General features: G+C 70.7%; 14 protein-coding genes and 1 pseudogene. 7 read left to right on the plus strand and 8 right to left on the minus strand.

The window, feature by feature from the left end:
- Positions 1-66: 66 nt before the first annotated feature.
- Together NKJ07_RS20545 and NKJ07_RS20550 are read right to left on the minus strand one after the other, a co-directional pair.
- Positions 67-2,616, minus strand: a complete 2,550-nt coding sequence (locus NKJ07_RS20545) for a DUF4129 domain-containing protein (RefSeq protein WP_318570782.1) — start codon at positions 2,614-2,616, stop codon at positions 67-69.
- A 68-nt stretch (positions 2,617-2,684) separates the two neighbouring features.
- Entirely contained in the window at positions 2,685-3,788 is a 1,104-nt protein-coding gene (locus NKJ07_RS20550; protein ID WP_318570783.1) for a DUF1616 domain-containing protein, read from the minus strand.
- Between the two features lie 148 nt (positions 3,789-3,936).
- Between NKJ07_RS20550 and NKJ07_RS20555 the strand changes: the two genes are divergently transcribed.
- Genes NKJ07_RS20555 through NKJ07_RS20565 form a run of 3 tightly spaced genes read left to right on the plus strand, consistent with a single transcriptional unit; the run spans position 3,937 to position 6,772 of the window.
- Positions 3,937-5,385, plus strand: a complete 1,449-nt coding sequence (locus tag NKJ07_RS20555) for a DUF58 domain-containing protein (RefSeq protein ID WP_318570784.1) — start codon at positions 3,937-3,939, stop codon at positions 5,383-5,385.
- Positions 5,382-5,885, plus strand: a complete 504-nt coding sequence (locus tag NKJ07_RS20560) for a hypothetical protein (protein WP_318570785.1) — start codon at positions 5,382-5,384, stop codon at positions 5,883-5,885. The genes NKJ07_RS20555 and NKJ07_RS20560 overlap by 4 nt, the downstream gene beginning before the upstream one ends.
- Positions 5,882-6,772 (plus strand): DUF7982 domain-containing protein, encoded by an 891-nt coding sequence (locus NKJ07_RS20565; RefSeq protein WP_318570786.1) that lies wholly within the window; start codon positions 5,882-5,884, stop codon positions 6,770-6,772. The genes NKJ07_RS20560 and NKJ07_RS20565 overlap by 4 nt, the downstream gene beginning before the upstream one ends.
- A 590-nt stretch (positions 6,773-7,362) precedes the next feature.
- Here NKJ07_RS20565 and NKJ07_RS20570 read toward each other — a convergent pair.
- The 5 genes and pseudogenes from NKJ07_RS20570 to NKJ07_RS20590 all read right to left on the minus strand — a co-directional run bounded on the left by NKJ07_RS20570 (position 7,363) and on the right by NKJ07_RS20590 (position 12,155).
- Positions 7,363-8,331: an AAA family ATPase gene (locus NKJ07_RS20570; protein WP_318570787.1), complete on the minus strand. Its 969-nt coding sequence runs from the start codon at positions 8,329-8,331 to the stop codon at positions 7,363-7,365.
- 73 nt (positions 8,332-8,404) lie between these two features.
- The gene (locus tag NKJ07_RS20575; protein WP_318570788.1) at positions 8,405-9,487 is read right to left on the minus strand and encodes a DUF4350 domain-containing protein; all 1,083 of its coding nucleotides are present in this window, start codon (positions 9,485-9,487) and stop codon (positions 8,405-8,407) included.
- The gene (locus tag NKJ07_RS20580) at positions 9,484-9,753 is read right to left on the minus strand and encodes a DUF8044 family membrane protein (RefSeq protein ID WP_318570789.1); all 270 of its coding nucleotides are present in this window, start codon (positions 9,751-9,753) and stop codon (positions 9,484-9,486) included. The genes NKJ07_RS20575 and NKJ07_RS20580 overlap by 4 nt, the downstream gene beginning before the upstream one ends.
- A gap of 217 nt (positions 9,754-9,970) precedes the next feature.
- Positions 9,971-10,771: pseudogene (locus NKJ07_RS20585) on the minus strand (glycosyltransferase family 2 protein); the annotation flags it as partial.
- A gap of 199 nt (positions 10,772-10,970) precedes the next feature.
- Positions 10,971-12,155: a glycosyltransferase family 4 protein gene (locus NKJ07_RS20590; RefSeq protein WP_318570790.1), complete on the minus strand. Its 1,185-nt coding sequence runs from the start codon at positions 12,153-12,155 to the stop codon at positions 10,971-10,973.
- Positions 12,156-12,297: 142 nt separating this feature from the next.
- Here NKJ07_RS20590 and NKJ07_RS20595 point away from each other — a divergent pair, with 142 nt between their 5' ends.
- The 4 genes from NKJ07_RS20595 to NKJ07_RS20610 all read left to right on the plus strand — a co-directional run bounded on the left by NKJ07_RS20595 (position 12,298) and on the right by NKJ07_RS20610 (position 16,915).
- The gene (locus NKJ07_RS20595; protein ID WP_318570791.1) at positions 12,298-13,500 is read left to right on the plus strand and encodes a glycosyltransferase; all 1,203 of its coding nucleotides are present in this window, start codon (positions 12,298-12,300) and stop codon (positions 13,498-13,500) included.
- A gap of 364 nt (positions 13,501-13,864) precedes the next feature.
- Positions 13,865-14,599, plus strand: a complete 735-nt coding sequence (locus NKJ07_RS20600; protein ID WP_318570792.1) for a carbohydrate-binding protein — start codon at positions 13,865-13,867, stop codon at positions 14,597-14,599.
- Positions 14,600-14,674: 75 nt separating this feature from the next.
- Positions 14,675-14,980 carry a hypothetical protein gene (locus NKJ07_RS20605; protein ID WP_318570793.1) on the plus strand — a complete coding sequence of 102 codons (306 nt, stop codon included), beginning with the start codon at positions 14,675-14,677 and terminating at the stop codon, positions 14,978-14,980.
- 6 nt (positions 14,981-14,986) lie between these two features.
- Positions 14,987-16,915 carry a right-handed parallel beta-helix repeat-containing protein gene (locus NKJ07_RS20610; protein ID WP_318570794.1) on the plus strand — a complete coding sequence of 643 codons (1,929 nt, stop codon included), beginning with the start codon at positions 14,987-14,989 and terminating at the stop codon, positions 16,913-16,915.
- 45 nt (positions 16,916-16,960) lie between these two features.
- Here NKJ07_RS20610 and NKJ07_RS20615 read toward each other — a convergent pair whose 3' ends face one another.
- Entirely contained in the window at positions 16,961-18,898 is a 1,938-nt protein-coding gene (locus NKJ07_RS20615; RefSeq protein WP_318570795.1) for a hypothetical protein, read from the minus strand.
- Positions 18,899-19,414: the final 516 nt, after the last annotated feature.

Here is a 19,414-nt window from a genome sequence, read left to right on the forward strand (position 1 = left end):
GACGAGACGAGTATAAGAGTCCGGGCGGTCGTTCACGCCGACCGATCGGGCGGCGTGGCGGACGCGCTAGTTCACCAGCACTTCGGCCGCCGAGATGGCCCGTTCGGCCTCGCTGTCGGCGACACCGTGGGGGCTGAACGCCGCCCGCTCGTACGCCGTGGTCAGCGCGCTGACGGCGTCGGCCACCTCGTAGCCGCCCTCGCGGACCGCACGCAGGAACTCGCGGTGGGTGACCCGTCGCGGAAGCGGGCGCTCCGCCGAGAGCTGTCTGCGGGCGGCGACGTAGGCGTACTCGGTCGCGAGCCGTGGGTTCGAGGCCGCGAGCGCGCTCCGGGCCGCCCGGAGATACACCCCCGGCGGTGTCGGATCCGTCGCGTCGGTCGGGTCCGGCCGGCCGCCCCGGAGGAGTTCCGCGGCCGCGGCGTCGCCGAGTCGCCGTCGACCGGCTACGCTGACCGGGCCGGTCCGGCGACGCCGGGAGGCGACGGCCACGAGCACGCCCAGCCCGACGACGACGAGGCCGACGGTCCCGGCGAGCAGGTCCGGAGAGACGCCGAGGTCGACGACCGGCAGGACCACGAGCACCTCGCCGACGCCGAGCGCCTCGCGGAGTCGGGCGACGGCCGGGACCTCCGCCGCCGGCTCCACGCGGGGCTCGGGAAGCCCGACCACCGCCGGCGCGCTCTCGGCGGGCGCGAGGTTGGTCGTCGGGGTGTCGAAGCCGGCGACGACACTGACGGTCGTGCGCACCCCGTCGCGGTCGGGGAGCGAGAGCGACGCCGCGAACGCGCCGTCGTCATCGGTCCGGGCCGTCTCGACGACCCCGCCGTCGACGCGGAGTTCGACCTGCTGGCCGGGGAGCGGCGTTCCGTCCGCCGTCGCGAGCGTCCCGGCGACGAGCAGCTCACGGCCGCGCGTCACCGTCTCGTCGAGCCGAACCCGCGTCGGCGTCGTCCGGACGGCCACGCTCGTCGCGGCCGCGGTCGGCGCGAGCGCCCGGTCGGCGTCGACGAGCACGACGCGGACGGGTTGGCTCCCACGGCGGATGTCGGGCGGGACCGTCGTCGTGAACCGGTAGGTGCCGTCGGTCCCGGTCTCGGCCGTCCCGAGACGGCGGTCGCCGACGACGACAAGCAGGCTCACGTTCGCCGCACCGACGAACTCCGTCGGGAGGGGCTCGCGCAACGCCGGCGGGAGCGGGATGGCCTCGACCGCGGTCTCGTTCACGACGACGGTCGCGTTTTCGGCGGTCAGCACGGAAGGATTCGTGACGGTCGCGAGGTCGGTCACGTTCACCGCGACCGTCACCGGTCCCGCCGTACTGACCGTCGAGAGGCCCGTCGTGTCTACCACCAGCGTCCGAGTGACGGGTGGCGTCGCGTTCGTCGCGGCCGCCATTCGTGCCTCGGCTTCGACCGCCGCCCGGAGCCTGTCGCGGAACACGTTGCCGTCGCGGGTCCGCTCCTGGAGGCGGGTCGCGTTCGGAACGTCCCCGCCGACGACCCCCGAGACGACGAGTTCGTCGCCGAAGCCGACGGTGGGCTGCGTCGCGACGGTGACCGTCGGCGTCTCCTGCCTGACGAAGAGCTCGACCGTCGTCCGGTCGCCGAGATACGCCGACTGCTCGTCGACGACGAAGCGCGCCTCGACCGTGACAGGCCCGTCGGGGACGGTCGTCGGGCGGTAGAGCACCGCGAACGTTCCGTTCGCGTCCGTCTCGACCGCAGAGCGCTGCCCGCCGACGGTGAGCCAGCCCGTCTCGTTCGAGAGCGGCGTGCCGTCGGCGGTGGTGACCCGCCCGAGCAGCCGGTACGGGGACGCGAACGACCCCGTGGTGTTCGGGACGCTGATCTCGAGTCGGGTGTCGACGAACTGCTGGTCGCGGACGGTCGACTGGAGCGCGCGCACACGGTCGGCCTGTCGGTCGACGAGCCGGACCGTCTCGTTCTGTCGGTCCCCGCCCATCGCCGTCATGAGCGTGTAGTTGGCGACGAGGTTGTCGCGGCTCTCGGCCACGGTTTCGGCCTGCAGTTCCATCTCGCGCGCCAGCCGTCGCGCGTGGAACGAGTCGGCGTCGCGCCTGGCTTCGAGGTAGTCCTCGCGGACGAGCCCGTAGCGCTCAACGGCGTCGATGTACCGGAGCTGTTCGTCGCGGACGACCGCGAAGCGCGCCGCGTCCTCCGGACGCGTCCCGACGTCGCCCCGGACGTCGTCGTACCGCTCGTAGAGACTCTCGTAGTCGGCTCCGAGGACGGCGCGGGCCTCGGGATACTCGCCGCGGTTGAGGAGGCGGGTGCTCCCCGCGAGCCGGTTCGACATCGACCCGACGAGGTAGGCGTCGACCGACTGGACGCTGCCGCGACCGAGCGCCGTCCGCGGGTCCTCGTGGTCGACGACGGGCACCGTCTCGTTCGGAGCCGTGCCGTTCGCTGCGGTCGTCTCGTTCACCGCCGGCGGGGCCACCTGTTCCCGACTGGTCGCGCCGGACGCGCCGGACGCGCCGGACGCGAGATCGCCGTTCGACGCGGGGTCGGACGCGAACGGTGCACCCGCCGCCGCGCCGACGGTCGATCCGACCAGCAGGACGCAGACGAACAGGGTCGCGAGGGCGGTCACCGACCGGGCGACGCCTCCGGAGTGACCGCTCGGCGTGGTGCCGGATGTCGTGCCGTTCGGGGCCGGGGTCACGGCTCGGCCGACCCGGCCGCGGTCGCGGTCTCGTTAGTCGCGGTCCCGTCGGTCGCGGGATCGGCCGGGAGTCGCGTCGTTCCGGCCGCGGTCGTGCCGCCGGCGGCGGTACCGAGCCCCGGCACCGGCCCGTCCAGCGGGTCAAGCACGTCCATCCAGAGGTGGACCGAGTCGTCCGCCGCCGCCTGCGAGACGGCGGTCGGCACGCGGTCGACGTAGAGGAGGTACGCGACGCGGACGTTGACGCCGGTCCACGCGGGCGTGAACTCGTGGCGGACGCCCCACGCGTCGCCGTCGGCGACGGTCGTCGTGTAGCGCTGGAACTCCTCCTGGCGGAGGACCTCGCCCGTGTCGAGGTCGACCTGTTGGGCGACGGCGACGACCGTGTAGGTCGTGTCGGTGCCGCGGTGGTTGTCGAGGCCGACGTACAGTCGGGCGGGCTCGCCCAGGGTGAGGCTGCTGGGGTAGTTGTCGGCCAGCAGGCTCCCGTCGTCCTGGACAGCGAGCACGTAGAACTCCGTGATGTCCTCGCCGCCGCGGGCGGTCGTCGTCGCGTAGCCGACGCTGCTGACGGCGACCACGACCGCGACGGCGACCACGACGACGAGCAGCCGGTCGGCCATCGTGCTCGCACGGAGCGGCGCGACGGTGAACTGATACCGGAGTCCGGGCGGGAGCGCGCGCCAGCGGACGGCGGCGACGGCCGTCGCGGCCAGGGTGAGCGCCCCGAGGACCACGAGGACGGGCGTGCGGTCGATCCCCACGACGGTCGTCCGGAGCGCGAACGCGACGAACGGGGCGACGACGACGCTCGTCCCGACGCCGAGCGCCAGCCGCTCGGGGAAGTCGAGCCCGCGCACGTCGAGTCGGTGGCCCTCGCTGGTTTCGGCGGCGCGACGGGCGGGGAACAGCGCCGAGACGATGGCGTAGCCGGGGGCGACGAGGACGAAAATGACCGCGATGGGGACGACGAGCGGGTTGCCCGGCGAGAGCGCGAACGGGATCGTCAGCCAGGTGACCGCGACGACGACCACGAGCGCGGCGAGATCCGGCGGAACCGCCCGGCCCGCGCGGGAGAAGCGACGACGTGGAGAACTCATTGGGTGAGACACACCGGCGGGGAGAAAAAGTATGGAGCGACTATCGCCCGAATCCGGCCGGTAGGCTTTTGATAACCGGGAAGAACGGGGGGCGAGCAGACCGGCATCGACAGCATATTGATCTACCTGCCCGGCGTCCACTCAGCGAATGAACTACACTCGGCGTCTCTGGGGGGTTGTCGCGCTGATCGGCCTATTCGCCGTCGCCGCGGCCGCCCTGGTACAGCCCGTCTTTCTCCTCTGTGCCGCCGGCCTCCTCGCGTGGCTCCTCGCGGGCGGCTACCGGTTCGTCTCGGCGGTCCGGTGGCTCGACGGGGCGCTCGTGGTCGAACAGACGCCCACCTCGCCGACGTTCGTCGACGAGGGCCGCCCGTTCGCCGTCGACGTGTCGCTTCTCCGACCCGCCGACGTCGGCCTCCGCGTCGAACCGCGCGTCCCCGTCGCGGGCGACACGGGCGTGGTGCCCGTCGAACTCGGCCCCGACGAGACGACCGGGACGTCGACGGGCGAACTCACCTGGCGTGTCGCCGGCGAACACCACCTCCCGCCCGCGGTCGTCCACGTCACCGACCGCTGGGGCCTGTTCGCGACGTCGTTCCGCGCGGGGTCGACCCCGACGGTCCGGGTCGGCCCACCGCGACCGCGCGCCAGAGACGTCACCGCGGGCGGTGCCGACCTCCTGACGACGCTCGGGCGGCGACGGACCGTCCTCCGGGGGAACGGCTTCGACCTCGGCGAGGTCCGCGAGTACGTCCCCGGCGACCCGATCACCCGGGTGGACTGGAAGGCGACGGCGCGGCTCGACGACCTCCACGTCCGCGAGTTCGAGTCCGAGACGGCCGTCGTCACGACGATGATCCTCGACGCGCGGGTAGGGATGGGCGCGGGACCAGCGGGGTCGACGAAGTTCGACTACCTCCGGCAGGTCGCTCTGGCGCTCGTCGGCGAGTCGCGGCGGGCGGGCGAGCCAATCGGCCTGTACGTCGTCGACGACGCCGGGGTCTCGGGGCTCCCCGCTCGCGCGACCCAAGCGCAGTACGAACGTCTGCGCGAGCGGCTGTACACGACCGTCCCCGGCGGCGGCGACGCCACGACGGGGCCGCGTCGGATCCACCGACGGAGCCGCCGGATGGCGCGCCGGATGGCCGGGACGCTCGACGACGACAGCGCGTTCGCCCGGACACTCCGGCCGTTCCTCGCGGACCGGGGGAGCGCCACGGGCGTCGCGGACGATCCCCTCTACCGAGTGATCGCGAGCGGCCGAGCCCGGACAACGCTCGCTGGCGGCGGGACGGTTCTCACCGTGGTGTTGACCGACGACGAGAACCGCGCCGCGGTGCGAGAGAGCGCCCGTCTCGCCCGGCGGCGCGACGGCCGCGTCGTGGTGTTTCTCACCCCGACGGCGCTGTTCGGGGCGGACGCGACCGACGCCGACGCCGAGACGACGTACGACCGGCTCCGCGAGTTCGACCGGTTCCGGCGCGAACTGGCCGGGATCGCGGGCGTCTCCGCGTTCGAGGTGGGGCCGGGCCACCGCCTCGAACGCGCCGTCACCGAGGCGGCGCACCGACGACAGCCCGTGGAGGCGCGCCGATGACCGGGCGAGGCGCGTTCGCGACACCGCACCCCCGAAGCCGGGCGGCGCGGCTCCGGGAGCTGGTGCTCGGGCTCTGTGGGACCGTCGTGCTCGGGGCCGTGTTGTTCACCGCCTTCGGCGCCGACGGCCTCGGCGGTGCGGCCGCCGTCGGCCTCGTCTGGCTCGTCCTGGGCGGGCCGTACGGCTACGCGGTCGGGCAGGTGCTCGTCGCGACCGTCCTTTCGATCCCCCTCGATGCACCCGCGTTCCTCCCCGTGCAGGCCGCGCTGCTGGTCGTCTGTTTCGGGCGGCTCTTAGCGTCGGTCCGCCCGCTGGCGGCGGTCGCGAGCGCGGTCGCGAGCGTCGTCGTCGCGGGTGCACTGGTCGTCGTCTCGCTCGGGTCGGTCGGGTCGCTCTGGGGAGCGAGCGCGGCGCTCGTGGCGGCGACCGCCGTCGTGGTCGCGCTGTTCCGCTGGTACGAGCCCGTGACCGGAGCCGCGGCCGTGGAGGGGTCGCGGTGAGCGAGACAGTCGCGGACGCGAGCGCGAGAGACTCCGAGACGCAGGTGTCGGAAGTCGACCTCACGCGCGAGGAACTCCTCGGCGAGGTGCAGTTACTGGCCGAGGAGAACGCCCGACTCCGCGCCCAGCGCGAGACGCGGGTCCGGCGGTCGTACCGCCGGGCCGCAGTCGGGTTCGCGGTGCTCGGCCTGCTCGCGGCCCTTGCAGCCGTCGCCATCCCCGAGTCGCAGTCGGTGCTGTTCTCGCTCGCCGGCGTCGGCCTCTTCACCGCCGTCCTCACGTTCTGGCTGACGCCGTCGCGGGTCATCGCCGCGCCCGTCGGCGACCGGGTGTACGGCGCGTACGCGGCGACGGGCCGTGCCCTCGTCGCGGAGCTCGACCTCCAGGAGACGTCGGTCTACGTTCCGGCGGCGACCCACTCCCCCGACACGGCGGACGTCCGGCTGTTCGTCCCCCAGTCACGGGAGTTCGTGATCCCGGACCCCATCGCGCTCGAATCGCTGTTCATCGTCGCCGACGACGAGCGCGCACGGGGCATCTCGCTCGTGCCGACGGGCGCACCGCTGGTGACCGAGTTCGAGCGCGGCGGGGAGCGGGCGGGCACGACGGAGGAGCTCGCGAGCCAGCTGGCGGACGCGCTCGTCGAGGGGTTCGAGCTCGTCGACCGGGCGACCGCGACGGTCGACCCCGACGGCGGCGCGGTCACCATCGGCGTCCGCGGGAGCACCTTCGGCGCGATCGACCGCTTCGACCACCCGGTCGGCTCGTTCGTCGCGACGGCGCTCGCGCGCGAACTCGGCGTCCCCGTCAGCATGGAGATCCGACCGGCCGACGACCGTCGTGCGGAGGTCGTCGTCGACTGTCGGTGGGGCGACGTGGCGGCGTAGACCGGGAGTCGCAAGACGGGAGTGTGTAGCGAGCCGTCCAGCCCGTCGAGATCGAGACGGCGTTCGCAGCTGTGACCCGGAGGTGACTGAGGAGCGTCGGGAGCGAACGGAAAGCGAAACGACCGCCGGAGCGGTGTCAGCCTCGATCCTCCCCAGCCGGGTGCTCGCGCACGGAGGCGCGAGCACAGTCCCCCCGCGCGCCGCGCGTTCGTCGTACTCACTCGCCCGACCGTTACGCGGTGGTGCGTGACGGCGCGACCCCTGCGGGAGCGCCTCACGCGCGAGGGGTGAGGAGCACAGGGCACGACTGAAGAGAGTGCCCGAGCACCACGATCGGCTGGGGAGGCCGTGGCCGCGTCGCGCGCCGGATACCGTGCGGTCTTCCCGCTGTTCCTGCTGTTGTTCGGTCGGTCGAGGCTCTCTCGATCGTGCGTCTGCGAACGATCACAGTCGTCCACGGCAAGCCGCCACACCGTCCACTCACGCGGACACCGGTGGGTTCGATGGCGCGTACGGACTGCTGTCAGTCACGACCGGATCGATCTGGGTACGGCCCGCGATCAACCGGGATCCAGTGACAGCAGTCCGTATCACGCCGAGTCGGGGGCGACCTCGTCGACGCTCGGCGGCGCGACCCGCTCGGTGATCTCGGCGACGACGTCGCGCTCGCTCGCGTCGCCCAGCAGCGCGTCGGGGGTGAGCCCGAGGCGGTGGGAGAGCACCGCGGGCGCGAGCGCCTTCACGTCGTCGGGGACGACGTAGTCGCGGCCCTCGATCGCGGCCAGCGCCTTCGAGCCGTGGAGCAACGAGAGCGACCCGCGGGGGGAGACGCCGTAGGCGACGTCGGAGTGACGGCGCGTCTCCGTGACGAGGTCGAGGATGTACCGCTTGACCTTCGCGTCGACGTAGACGGCCTGTACTTCCGCCCGAGCCCGATCGATCGCCGCGGGAGTGACGACCTGCTCGACGTCCGACGCGTCGAGCTCCGGGTCGGCGTCGAACCGGTCGAGCATCCGGAGTTCCTCCTCGGCCGTGGGGAGGTCGAGGACGTACTTCAGCATGAAGCGGTCGCGCTGGGCCTTCGGGAGCTCGAAGGTGCCCTCGATCTCGATCGGGTTCTGCGTCGCCACGACGACGAACGGCTGTGGCAGCGCGAACGTCTCCCCTTCGATGGTGACCGTCCCCTCCTCCATCGCCTCTAAGAGGGCGGACTGGGTCTTCGGCGTCGCGCGGTTGATCTCGTCGGTGACGACGACGTTGGCGAAGACGGGACCTTTCGTCACCTCGAACGTCCCGGTGCCCTGGCGGTACACTTTCGTCCCGGTGATGTCGGCGGGGAGCACGTCGGGCGTCATCTGGATGCGGCGGTGATCGAGGCCGGACGCGCGGGCGAAGAGGCTCGCAAGCGTCGTCTTCGCGACGCCGGGCACTCCCTCCAAGAGGACGTGCCGGCGCGTGAGAAGCCCGATCGTCAACCCTCTGACGACCTCCTCGCGGCCGACGAGCACGACGCCGATCTCGTCGACGAGGCGGTCGTACAGCTCGGATGCGGCGGTCATTGGCGTCGGTTCGCCACACCGGAAGATAAGCGTTGGCGACACGTTCCGCCCGCCGGACGGGACGGCCGACCCATCAGTCGGCCCCCCCGCGTACGTCACGCTCGTCGCGCCGGGCGTCCGTCATTCGGCGGGCGACGACCATCGCGACCCGGTCGACGTTCGCCTCGTCCCAGTCGGGGTGTGCGCGGCGGAGCGACGCCCGGAGCGTCGACTCGTCGCCGATCGCGAGGGGCGTGGGCCGGCGAGCGCGGCCGCGGCGACGCGCGCGGATCCCGGGGACGACGACCCAGCCAGCGACCACGCCGACGCCGCCGACGAGGACGAGCGCCTGCAGGAGCGGGGCGTGCTGGAGGACGTCGACGGCGACGACGAACGGCGGGACGGTCGCGCCGTGAGAGAAGTCGAGGATCACGTGCTCGTCCGCCGACACGACGTTGTCGGCGAAGCGGGCGTTGTCCGATCGATCGAGCATCCCGTTGAGGAAGAGGCTCGGGTCGGAGACGACGACAACCCGCCCGTCGCCGATCCGCTCGGTCGTGACGACCGGGTACGACCGTAGCTCCTCTTCGAGATCGAGCACCGCGTTGCGTTCCGTGTCGAGGTACGCGAAGCCCGAGGTGGCCGCGAGCACGCGTGCACCGTTCGGCTCGACCGCGGTGGGGTGGTTGAACACGAGTTCGTCGACGCCCTCGGTGAGCGGGTCGTCGCGGATGTCGCGGACCACGGGCAGCGCGGCGGTCCGGAAGAAGGCGCGCTCGTCGCGGAGCGGCCGCCCGTCGACCCGCGCGGCCGCGCCGACGCCGTCGAGCAGTCGGTTAGCGGCGGCCGAATCGGCGGCGACGACGAGCGTCCCGCCGGCGGTCACGAACGAGCGGACCGTCGCGAGTTCGCCCGCGGTGTACGGCTCCGTGGGCGCGACGACGACCGCGACGGTCGCCTTGGCGTCGGCCGTGCGGTACGCGCGCGTCCCGGCCGCGACCGTCTGGTCGCCGGCAGCGGCGTTCGCACGGAGTCTGAGCTCGGAGGTGCCGTCCCAGTCGCTGTTGTACGCGCTGTACGTCGTCGGCGAGGTGGTCGCCCCCGCGGTGGCGGCCAGCAACAACACGACCGCGAACAGCGCGAGCGCCGCTCGCGGCGGGAGCGTCTCCCGGTTCACGTCGGCACCGCCAGGATCGCCTGGATCCGTGTGACGACGAGGTACGCGAAGCCCAGAAAGCCCGCGACGGCGATCAGGCCGAGCCGCGAGCGCCACTGCTGGATCCGGTTCAGCGGCGCCGTCAGCTCCGTCACGACCAGGAAGCCGATGAGCGAGACGACGTAGAACAGGTCGTAGTTCAGCGATCCGAACCACGACAGCACGACCAGCGCCACGAGCAGCCACGCGACGAGCAGGTAGAGGAACCGGAGACGCGCAGAGAGCATGCGAACAGTCACGCTCGCCGGAAGCTTCTCTCTTGCTGGCCCCGTGTCCGCACGGCACACGGGCGGGGCGGCGCGGAGTGAGCGGCCGCCGGAACAGACCCGGTTCGGGGGTGAACGGTCGGGTCCATCACCGGCTCGGCGGGGTGGGAGACGACGGCTGTGGTTCGTGCTCGCCGGTCGGGCCACGCACGGGGCGGGGGTCGACACGGGCGGACGGGCCGACGCGGAGGTACTTCGCCCGGAGCCGCCAGCAGGAGGCGTGGAAGAGGAGCCGTGAGAGCCGGGGGACGAACGTCGAGTAGCGGATGCCGGACTCCTCGTCGCCGTAGCGGGCACGCATCGCGACGTTAGTGACGCGGAGGTCGTGGACGTTCAGGTGGACGAGCAGGTCGTTGAGGAAGCCGTACCCGTCGTACAGTTCGTCGAGGTCGATCGTCTCCAAGGCCCGCCGCGAGATCGCCGTATACCCGTTCTGGGGATCCGACAGCGACCAGTAGCCGCTGGCGGCGCGGGTGAGCAGCGTGAGGACGAGGTTGCCGAACAGGCGGAACGGCGGCATTCCTACCCACGCGCTCGGCCCGCCGAGGCGGTTGCCGACGGCATAGTCGGCCTCGTCGCGGACGACGGGGCTGACGATGTCGTGGAGGATCGCCGGGTCCATCTGCCCGTCGGCGTCCATCACGGCGACGACGTCAATACCGTCGGCGAGCGCGCGGCGGTAGCCGTTCTTGATCGCGGCGCCACGCCCCCGGTTCGCGGGATGGTGGACCGTGACGATCCGCGGCTCGAACGAGACGCCGCCGTCGCCGACGACCCCGACGGGGAGCGACTCGGCGTCGGCCGACCGGTTCGCGGCCTCGGCGTGGGCGATCATCTCGATCCACGTCCCGTCCGTCGAGCAGTCGTCGACGACGTACGCACGGTCGACGAACGACGGGAACGTGTCGATGACGCGGCCGACGAACGTCCCCTCGTTGTACGCGGGGACGACGACGCCGACGGTCTTACCGGCGAGCACGCCGAGCCTCCGAGGACGTGAGTATAACGGCAGTGGTCATGTTCTCTCGGACACTCCGAGGACGAGGACGGACTTTGTTAGTTCCACCCGTCTACCCCTAACACCGGGCTAACCGGTTCGAGACGGCCGTTTTTGAGGAGTTAGTCGACTCCTGAGGGTGACGAGGCGGAGACACGACATAAAAAAAGAGTCGGCGGGCTCAGCGCGCCGCCGCGCGCGGGTCGTTCGGCGTCTCGGGGACGCCGACACGGCCGTCGTCGACGCCGACGAGGTCGGCGTACAGCGACTCGATAGTGGCGGCGATGGTGGTCCAGTCGAAGCGCTCGCGGACGAGCGCCTGGTTGCGAGCGCCCGCGAGCGCGCGGACGTCCGCGTCGGCGAGGAGCGGGTCGAGGGCCGCCGCGAGTTCGTCTGGGGTCGCGTCGACCGGGACGATCGCGCCGTGGTCCTCGGTGAGGAACTCGGGGACGGCACCGACGGGCGTCGCGACGACCGGGAGTCCCGCGTTCATCGCCTCGAGGACGACCGTCGGGAGCCCCTCCGAGACCGAGAGGAGGACGAAGACGTCGGCGGCGCCGTACGCGGCGAGCACCTCGTCGTACGGGAGCGCGCCGGTGAACCGGACGCGGTCGTCGGCGCTGGCCGCCAGCCGGTCGGCGTACGCGTCGTCGCCCACGCCGACGACGACCGCCTGACAGTCGACGTCACACAACGGGCCGGCGAGCGTCTCGACGAGTAGTTGCGGGTTCTTCTCGGGGACGAGCCGACCGACGAACAGGACCGTCGGGACGGCGGGATCGAGGTCGTACCGGCGGCGGAACGCGTCGACCGCCTCGGGGGGAGCCGACGTCGCGTCGAGGTCGATCCCGTTGGGCACGACGACGACCTTCGAGGCCGGCACGTCGAACTCGCGGTGGAGCCGCGCGGCGTCCGTCTCACCGAGGACGATGACCGCGTCGGCACGCGCGAACACGCGCTGGGCGAACGGACGGTACGCGCGCGAGACGAGGCGAGCGAGCCGGCCGGGAAACGGCTGGAAGCCGTGGAGGGTGACGACGACGGGCACGTCGCGCGGCAGGGCGGCCACCGCTTCGAGCGACGAGAGCGTCCACGGGCTGTGGAGGTGGTAGACGTCGGCGTCGCTCGCGCGGAGCCGGCGGAACAGTTCGAGCGAGAACGGGTTGCGGAGGATCGAGGCGTTCGTCCGGCAGTAGGTCACGTCGCCGAGTTCGACCGGGGGGTACGCCCGGCCGAGACTCTCGTCGGTCGTGAGCACCGTGGTCCGGTGGCCCAGCAGATCGAGCGACGCACAGAGCCGGTGCGTGTAATGTTCCAGCCCCCCGACCATCGGTAGGTAGTGGTGAGCGACGTGCGTGATCTTCATCGACCACGGGAGGCGTCCGAGACACATTGTAAGCGCGTCGGTAGCGCCCGTTAGCGGCGTACTACCGCCGGAAGGCGCCGGCACGGCGGCGGCGGTACGAGTAGAATAACTAACGCGCTCACGGCCGATCGAGCGGGTGAGCATGAACCAACGGATCAGCGCGGCCGACAGGCCCGAAGCCGACCGCCGACAGTCGGGAACGGTGACGCTCTGGTACTTCATCGGCGCGCTCGCCGTCGGCGGTGCCGAGCGAACGCTCGTCGACCTCGTCAACAACGTCGACCGCGAGCGGTACGACGTGACAGTCTGGACGCTGTTCGACGAGAACGTCCTCGCCCCCGACGTCGACCCCGCGATCCCGATCCGGACGCTCGGCGTGCGGAGCGTCGGCGGGGGCGACACGTTCGTCGGCGGGGTCGCGAACCCACTGGACTACGTCCGTGGCCCCCTGCGGTTCCTGCGGGCCGTGCGCCGGGAACGACCCGATGTCGTCCAGTCGTTCCTGTTCGTCGATAACACGATCGCCCGCGTCGCCGGCCTGTTCTCCCCCGAGACCGTCGTGGTGACCGGCGCGCGCGGCCTGCAGAACCGGACGAACCCGCTCGTCCGCGCCGTCGACCGTCTGCTCATTCCGCTGTCGGACTACATCGCGTCGAACTCGGCGTCGGGCGCGGCGGCGTACGTCGACCGCGGGGCCGCCCCCGACCGGGTCGGCGTCGTGTACAACGGCCGCGACCTTGACGCGTTCGTCGACGCGGAGCCCGCACCGCTCCGCGAGCAGTTCGACGTCCCCGCCGACGCGCCGCTCGTCGGCATGGTGAGCCGACTCCACCCGATCAAGGGCCAGCCGGATCTCGTCGCCGCGTGGCCGGCCGTCCGGTGCGCGGTCCCCGACGCCCACCTCGTGTTCGTGGGTGATGGCCCCGAGCGCGCGGCGCTGGAGGCGGCGGTCGCGGCCACGGGCGAGACCGCGTCCGTCCACTTCACCGGGAACCGCGACGACGTCCCGGGGGTGCTCGCGGCGCTCGACGCGTTCGTCTTCACCTCCTACCGGGAGGGGCAGTCGGGCGCACTCTTGGAGGCGATGGCCGCCGGCAAGCCGATCGTCGCCACCGACATCGTGGAGAACCGTGAACTCGTCTCCGATGGAGAGACGGCGGTGCTCGTCCCGACCGCCGAGCCGGCGGCGCTGTCGGCGGCGATCGTCGGACTGCTCCGCGACCCCGCCCGCGCCGCCGCACTCGGGGCGGCGGCGCGGGCCGACGCGATCGCACGCTTCTCGCTCGATCGGATGGTCGAGAACTTCGAGGCGTTGTACGAGTCGGTCGTCGCCAGCGACGACTGACCGACCGACTTGCCCGGCGCGACCCGACGTGTCGGCGTCTCACTCGCCGACCGGTCCGTCCGCTCGTCCCGTATCCGGGCCGCCGCGCTCGGGGGAGAACGGCCCGCGAATTCGCACCTCCAAGAGAATCACATGTGAGAACTACAGGAGTTCGAAGAGATCAACGAACGTGAAAGTCAGTCGATAGTAAAACAGGTTATTCGATAATTATAGTTCTAATGGTCGTCGAAAACCGTTGGATAGCGCCGGTGCCGACTGAAATCACACACGGCCGTGAGAATTACACTATTACTTGAAATTCACGGATCTCTGAATACTTTTCGAACAATAAGTTTATGTAATTAAGGTCGTCATAACCGAGTGGATGGCACGCGACACGCAACGAGACTCCAGCCGATCCAAACCGGAACGCATCCGGCTGAGCCGCCGCTCGTACCTGAAGATGAGTGGGACGGCACTCGCCGTGACGGCGGCCCTCGCCGGCCACGACGCCGCCACGGCCGTTCCCGAAGAGGCGGCGCTCTCGCTCCACGGCTACGGGGGGATGCCCGTCGTCGAACAGCACGGCTCCGAAACCACCAACGCCCTCGCGGGTGCGACCCGAGCGGACCTCTCGACAGTAAGCGAGACCGAACCGAACGACACCAAAGCGACCGCACAACACGTCGGGGTCGGCTCCACGGTCGACGCGACGCTCGCGGACGCCGAGGTCGACTGGTACGCCTTCGAGGCCGCGCGGGGGAGTCGGGTCGTCCTCGAACTCGACCGGGCGACCGCGTCGGGCATCGCCGCGCTGATCCTCTACGGGCCGGAGGGCGACTACGTCGACTTGCGCTACACGGGCAGCGACGCCCCCGCGCGGGTCGACCTCGACGACGCGCCGGTGTCGGCGACCTACTACGCACAGGTGGTCGACATCCAAGACGGTAGCGGCGACTACACGCTCGGCGTGACCGACGGGGAGGAGGCAACATCCACCGCGACGCCCACCCCGACACCGACACCGACGCCCACCCCCACCCCCACCCCGACGCCGGTCGACGACTCGTTCGGGGAGCAGGGCTACGGCGAGTACGGCTACGGCGGCATCACCCAGTAAGACACGATCCGCGACGGCACGCGGATCACGACGAGGCACGCGAACCAGCAAGACGGCACACGAACGCACGAGACCATGACGGACAACCACGAGTACACGACACCCGAGCCCGGAACGCTCGACTGGCACAGACCCCTGAACGACAACTTCGCCAAACTCGACACGGACGTCGAGATCCGCGGCCCGGACGCGGACCGATCGGCCTACGAACCGAAGGCGGGCGCGAAGTACTTCGCGACGGACACGCGGCGGGTGTACGTCGGCGACGGCAGTTCGTGGAGCCACGTGGGCGACGTCGCGAAGCTCCCCGGCGACGTCTACGTCGGCTCGACGGAACCCGCCGACGCGTCCGAGGGCGACATCTGGATCCAGACCGAGTAGTTCGCCATGACGACGTACTACATCGACCCGGCCGACGGGAGCGACGCGAACGGCGGGACCGCGGTCGACGACGCGTTCGCCAGCTTCGGCCCCGTCGAGAGCGACGGCGCTCACTCGCTGGGCCCGGGCGACACGGTCAAACTCCGCGACACTGCGGTGCTGTACCCGTCCTCGAAGCCGGTGTGGTGGCAGACTGCGGGCACCGCCGCCGAGCCGATCACGGTCGAGGCTTACGGGGACGAGCGCCCGGTGGTCGACTGCTCGAACTACGACGGCCACGGCATCGACCTGTGGGGCGTCCAGCACATGATCTGGCGCGGCATCGAGGTGCGCAACGTCGGCGAGAACGCCATCCGGTGTTCGGGCACCGACGGCCAGGCCGCCCGCGAGTGCACGTTCGAGGGGATGGAGATCCACCACTACGGGAAGACCTCCGAGTGGAACGGCAACGCGCTCATCTTCTACGGCCGGTCGTACGACCACACAGTGCGCGACGTCGTCGCCCACCACGGCGGCGACAGCGGCGACTCCGACGGCTTCTACATCGGTGGCTCGAACAGCGCCGGCCGGAGCGGCGGACACACGTTCATCCGGTGTGAAGCGTACCGCAACGCCGACGACGGCTTCGACTTCTTCGACAACGACCCCGACCGACCCTCGGTGCTGATCGACTGTCTCGCCCACCACAACGGGACGGACGGCGAGGGGGCGACGGGCGACGGCAACGGCTTCAAGACCGGCGGCGGCTGGGAGACGGGCGGCAACGTGCTCAAGCGCTGTCTCGCCTGGGAGAACACCACGCGCGGCTTCGACACCAACGGCTCGTCGGTGCGCAACGAGTTCCTCCACTGCACCGCGTGGAACAACGGCACCTACGGGTTTCACTTCACCGGCGACGACGTCCACTACGCCCGCAACTGTGCCTCCTTCGGCAACGGGAACGCGGCGGTCGGCTCGCTCTGGAACGCCGACAGCGCCTCGAACACGTGGGACCTCGACATCGAGCGCGCGTCGTTCGTCACGACCGACGCCGACTCGTCGGACTTTCTCAGACCGACCGCGGACAGCCCGCTCGTCGACGCCGGCACCGACGTCGGCATGGACTTTTCCGGTGATGCGCCGGACCTCGGTGCCGTCCCCGCGGGGGAGGCGGTCGAACCGGCCCCGGCGGCGACGCTCATGGTCGGCGACGGCGGGAGCTACGTCGAACCGGTCGGCGTGCGCTACTTCGACGGCGACTCGTGGACGGGTGCGGCGATGAGCGTGATGAACGACGGGGGGTTCGTCGGGGCGATCGAGTCGGTTCCGTACGACGGGGCGACGGACGGCTCGTCGGGATCGGGCTCCGGCGACGGTTCGGACGACGGCTCCGGTACCGAGCCGTCGGGCGTGCTCGAAGACTTCGAGGCCGCGGATCCGCTGTCGAACTACGCCGGCGACACCGGGACGTTCTCGGTCTCGTCCAGCCGTCCGTTCGCGGGCGACGGCTTCCTCGAGTCGGCCGGCAAGGGCGCGGTCTGGCACACGGGTCTCGACACGGAGCTCGGGGCGACGTACGACGCGCGCGTCTGGCAGTTCGCCGGGACGTTCGCTCGGCTGCTGTGCTGTATCGACGAGGCGTCGACCGGCGCGGCCGACCTGTCGGGCTACGGCGTCGAGGTCGACTTCGGCTGGAGCAAGGAGCTCTCGATCGTCCGGTACGACGACGGGGTGGCCACGACGCTGGCCACCACGACGTGCGAGCAGTACCCCGAAGACTGGAACCGGGTCACGTTCTCCGTCGGCGCGGACGGCGCGATCACTGCCACCGCGTTCACCGAGGGCGGGAGCGAGTTCGCGACCGTCTCGGCGACGGACACGACGTACGCTGGCGGAACGCTCGGCTTCGGTACCGACAACTCCTCGGTCGGCTTCGACGACCTCCGGAAGCGCTGAGTTCCGACGCCGACGGGCCGCTCCGAACCCGAACGACCGAGCCGATCAGGCGGCCCCGGTCGGACGGGCCGTGGCGTTTTCACTCCCGGTCCCGACCCCGACCCCGACCCCGACACCGGCAGCAGCGGCCGCCGGCGCCGGCTTGTCGTCGGTCCAGCGGACGAACCAGCCCTCGAACCCGCCGTTGGAGTAGATCTTCTGGACCGTCCGGTCGCGGCTCATCCGGTCGAGCGTCGCCCGATCGTGGAGGAACAGTTCCTCCCGCTGTGTGTCGGTGAAGAAGGACGAGTCGAGGTACCGCCGGTCGAACTCCTGGGTGGCGAGGTACCCCGTGCCGTAGCTGACCGACGCCGAGGTGGCGGTGTCGTAGCCGAGCCCCGGCGTGAGCGAGAAGCGCTCGTACCGCGGGTCGTCGTCCGTCCGCATGAGCGTCCGGTCGTGTCTGACGTCGCTCGCGGCGGTGGTGTAGTACTGGGTCTTCTGGGTGAGCGAGTGCGACCGGACGACGTGGTCGCCGGTAGCGTGTTCGAGCAGGAAGAACGCGCCCTCGTACTCGCTTTGGGTCATGTGTTTGTTCGGGTCGTACACCGTGAAGGCCCCAAGAACCGACGCCGAGAGCAGGAGACACGTCACCGCCACGGCGACGGCGGTGCGGACGAGACCCGGCCGCCACGACAGCACCCGGACGAACAGCAGCGCCGTCAGGATCATCGCCATCAGGATCATGTACCGCGAGATCCGGATGGGGCCGTTGGCGACGAGCGACAGCCCGATGAACGCGACGGCGATCCCCGCGCCGATGACGAACTCGGTGGCGACGTAGCTCTCGGCGTACCGCGGACGGCGACGCAGCTGGTCCGCGAGCACGAGCAGACAGACGACACCGGCGATCGCGAAGAGAACGAAGACTGCGCCGTACAGTTCGACGAACCGGACGACGATCTCGTCGGGGGTGAGCACCGTGTTCGCCAGCAGGTCGGCCTGTTTGTCGGCCGCGCTCTCGCCCTCGGCGGCGAAGACCTCGCGGATGTTCTCCTGGGTGCGGGGGAAGCCGATATACCAGATGAACGTCGCCGGGAGGATGGCAAAGGCCAGCCGGGCACGGAGGGTGCGGACGCGGTCGCCGCTCACGAGCCGGTAGCCGTGGCCGAAGGCGTAGGTGCTCGTGATGAGCACCACGAGGAGCATCGCGGTCACTGGGTGGAAGAAGACCATCGCGAGCCCGTACACCGTCGCGAGCGCGACGTAGCGCTGGGCGTTGGTCCGGCGACCCCGTTCGAGCATCAGCAGGACGAGCGGGAAGAGCAAAAACGAGAGGATCGACGGGTGTAGCTGGGTGTAGAACTTCGAGAAGACGAGCGGCATCCCCGCGGCGATGCCGAAGGGGAGGCCGGCGGGCGTCCCCGTGAGTTCGCGGACGAACAGCCCGACGCCGCCGATGAACACCAGCGCGAAGACGAACGGAACGAGGCTCACGAGCGACTCGACGGGGACGCCGACGAGCACGAGTTCGGTGAAGAGGAAGTGCTCGTGGGGGTAGAAGACGCGTTCGGAGAGCAGGCCGCTGTAGACGAGTTCTTTCACCGCGGTGAGGTGAAACAGCGAGTCGGACTTGCCCCGGCCGTAGAGGAAGTAGCCGCGGACCATCGGCAAGGAGAAGAGGACGCCGTACTGCGCCGCGAGCAGGACGAAGCCGTGTTTCCAGTAGCCGCTGCCGGTCGCGCCCGAGCCGACGAACGTGACGAGGAGCGCGGCGAGGCCGACGCCGAACGCGACCCAGAAAGTGAGGGGAAACGCCTCGATCAGCGACGGCTCGTACGCCGTCGCCGCCGGGAGCGCCACGACGTAGCCCGAGAGGACGACGACGCAGACGGCCGCGGCGACCACGGCCGCCCGCTGGGCGGTTCGGCCGTAGAGCACGGAGACGGTCGTGGGGATGAGCGTCACCTGCCGCCGCGTGGGCGTCAGGAGATCAGGAGCCACGGTCGACGCCTCCGGAGATGGGTGTCGGGCCGCGAGAGAGGAGAGTCACGGCGGGAGTAGGGCGGAGTCGGGCATTGTAATGGAGCGAGTAACCGTCCCGGATGCCGCGTACCGCCCGCTCTGGCCACCGGCAGGGACGCCGTACCACCGGCTCGGGACGCGGATCGTGTCCGCCGCGAGCGCGTGGGAACAACGCCGGCGGTGGACCGGACCGCGGACACGTTCAAAAAGGACAAATCTCAGAATGATATGCTACCGGCCGTCGCCTCGGCCGGTGCCGAAATCGGGCAGTGTCGTACAGAACCGACCGGAGAAAACACAGAACGGTCCATCGACAACCACGACCGGGTTGTGTTCACGGCCGTACCGTCGTGAACGACCGTGACAGAAGTGTCAGGGAGATAGAAAACTTATATCCGAGTAAATCTTTTGTGCGAGTGTAATGTACTGGAAGCACAAGCGAAACCGGTCGACGGCCGAGGCGAAGAAGCACGAGCCCCGCACGGGAACCAGGTG

This window comes from Salinigranum marinum, assembly GCF_024228675.1.
Taxonomy (GTDB): Archaea; Halobacteriota; Halobacteria; order Halobacteriales; family Haloferacaceae; genus Salinigranum; species Salinigranum marinum.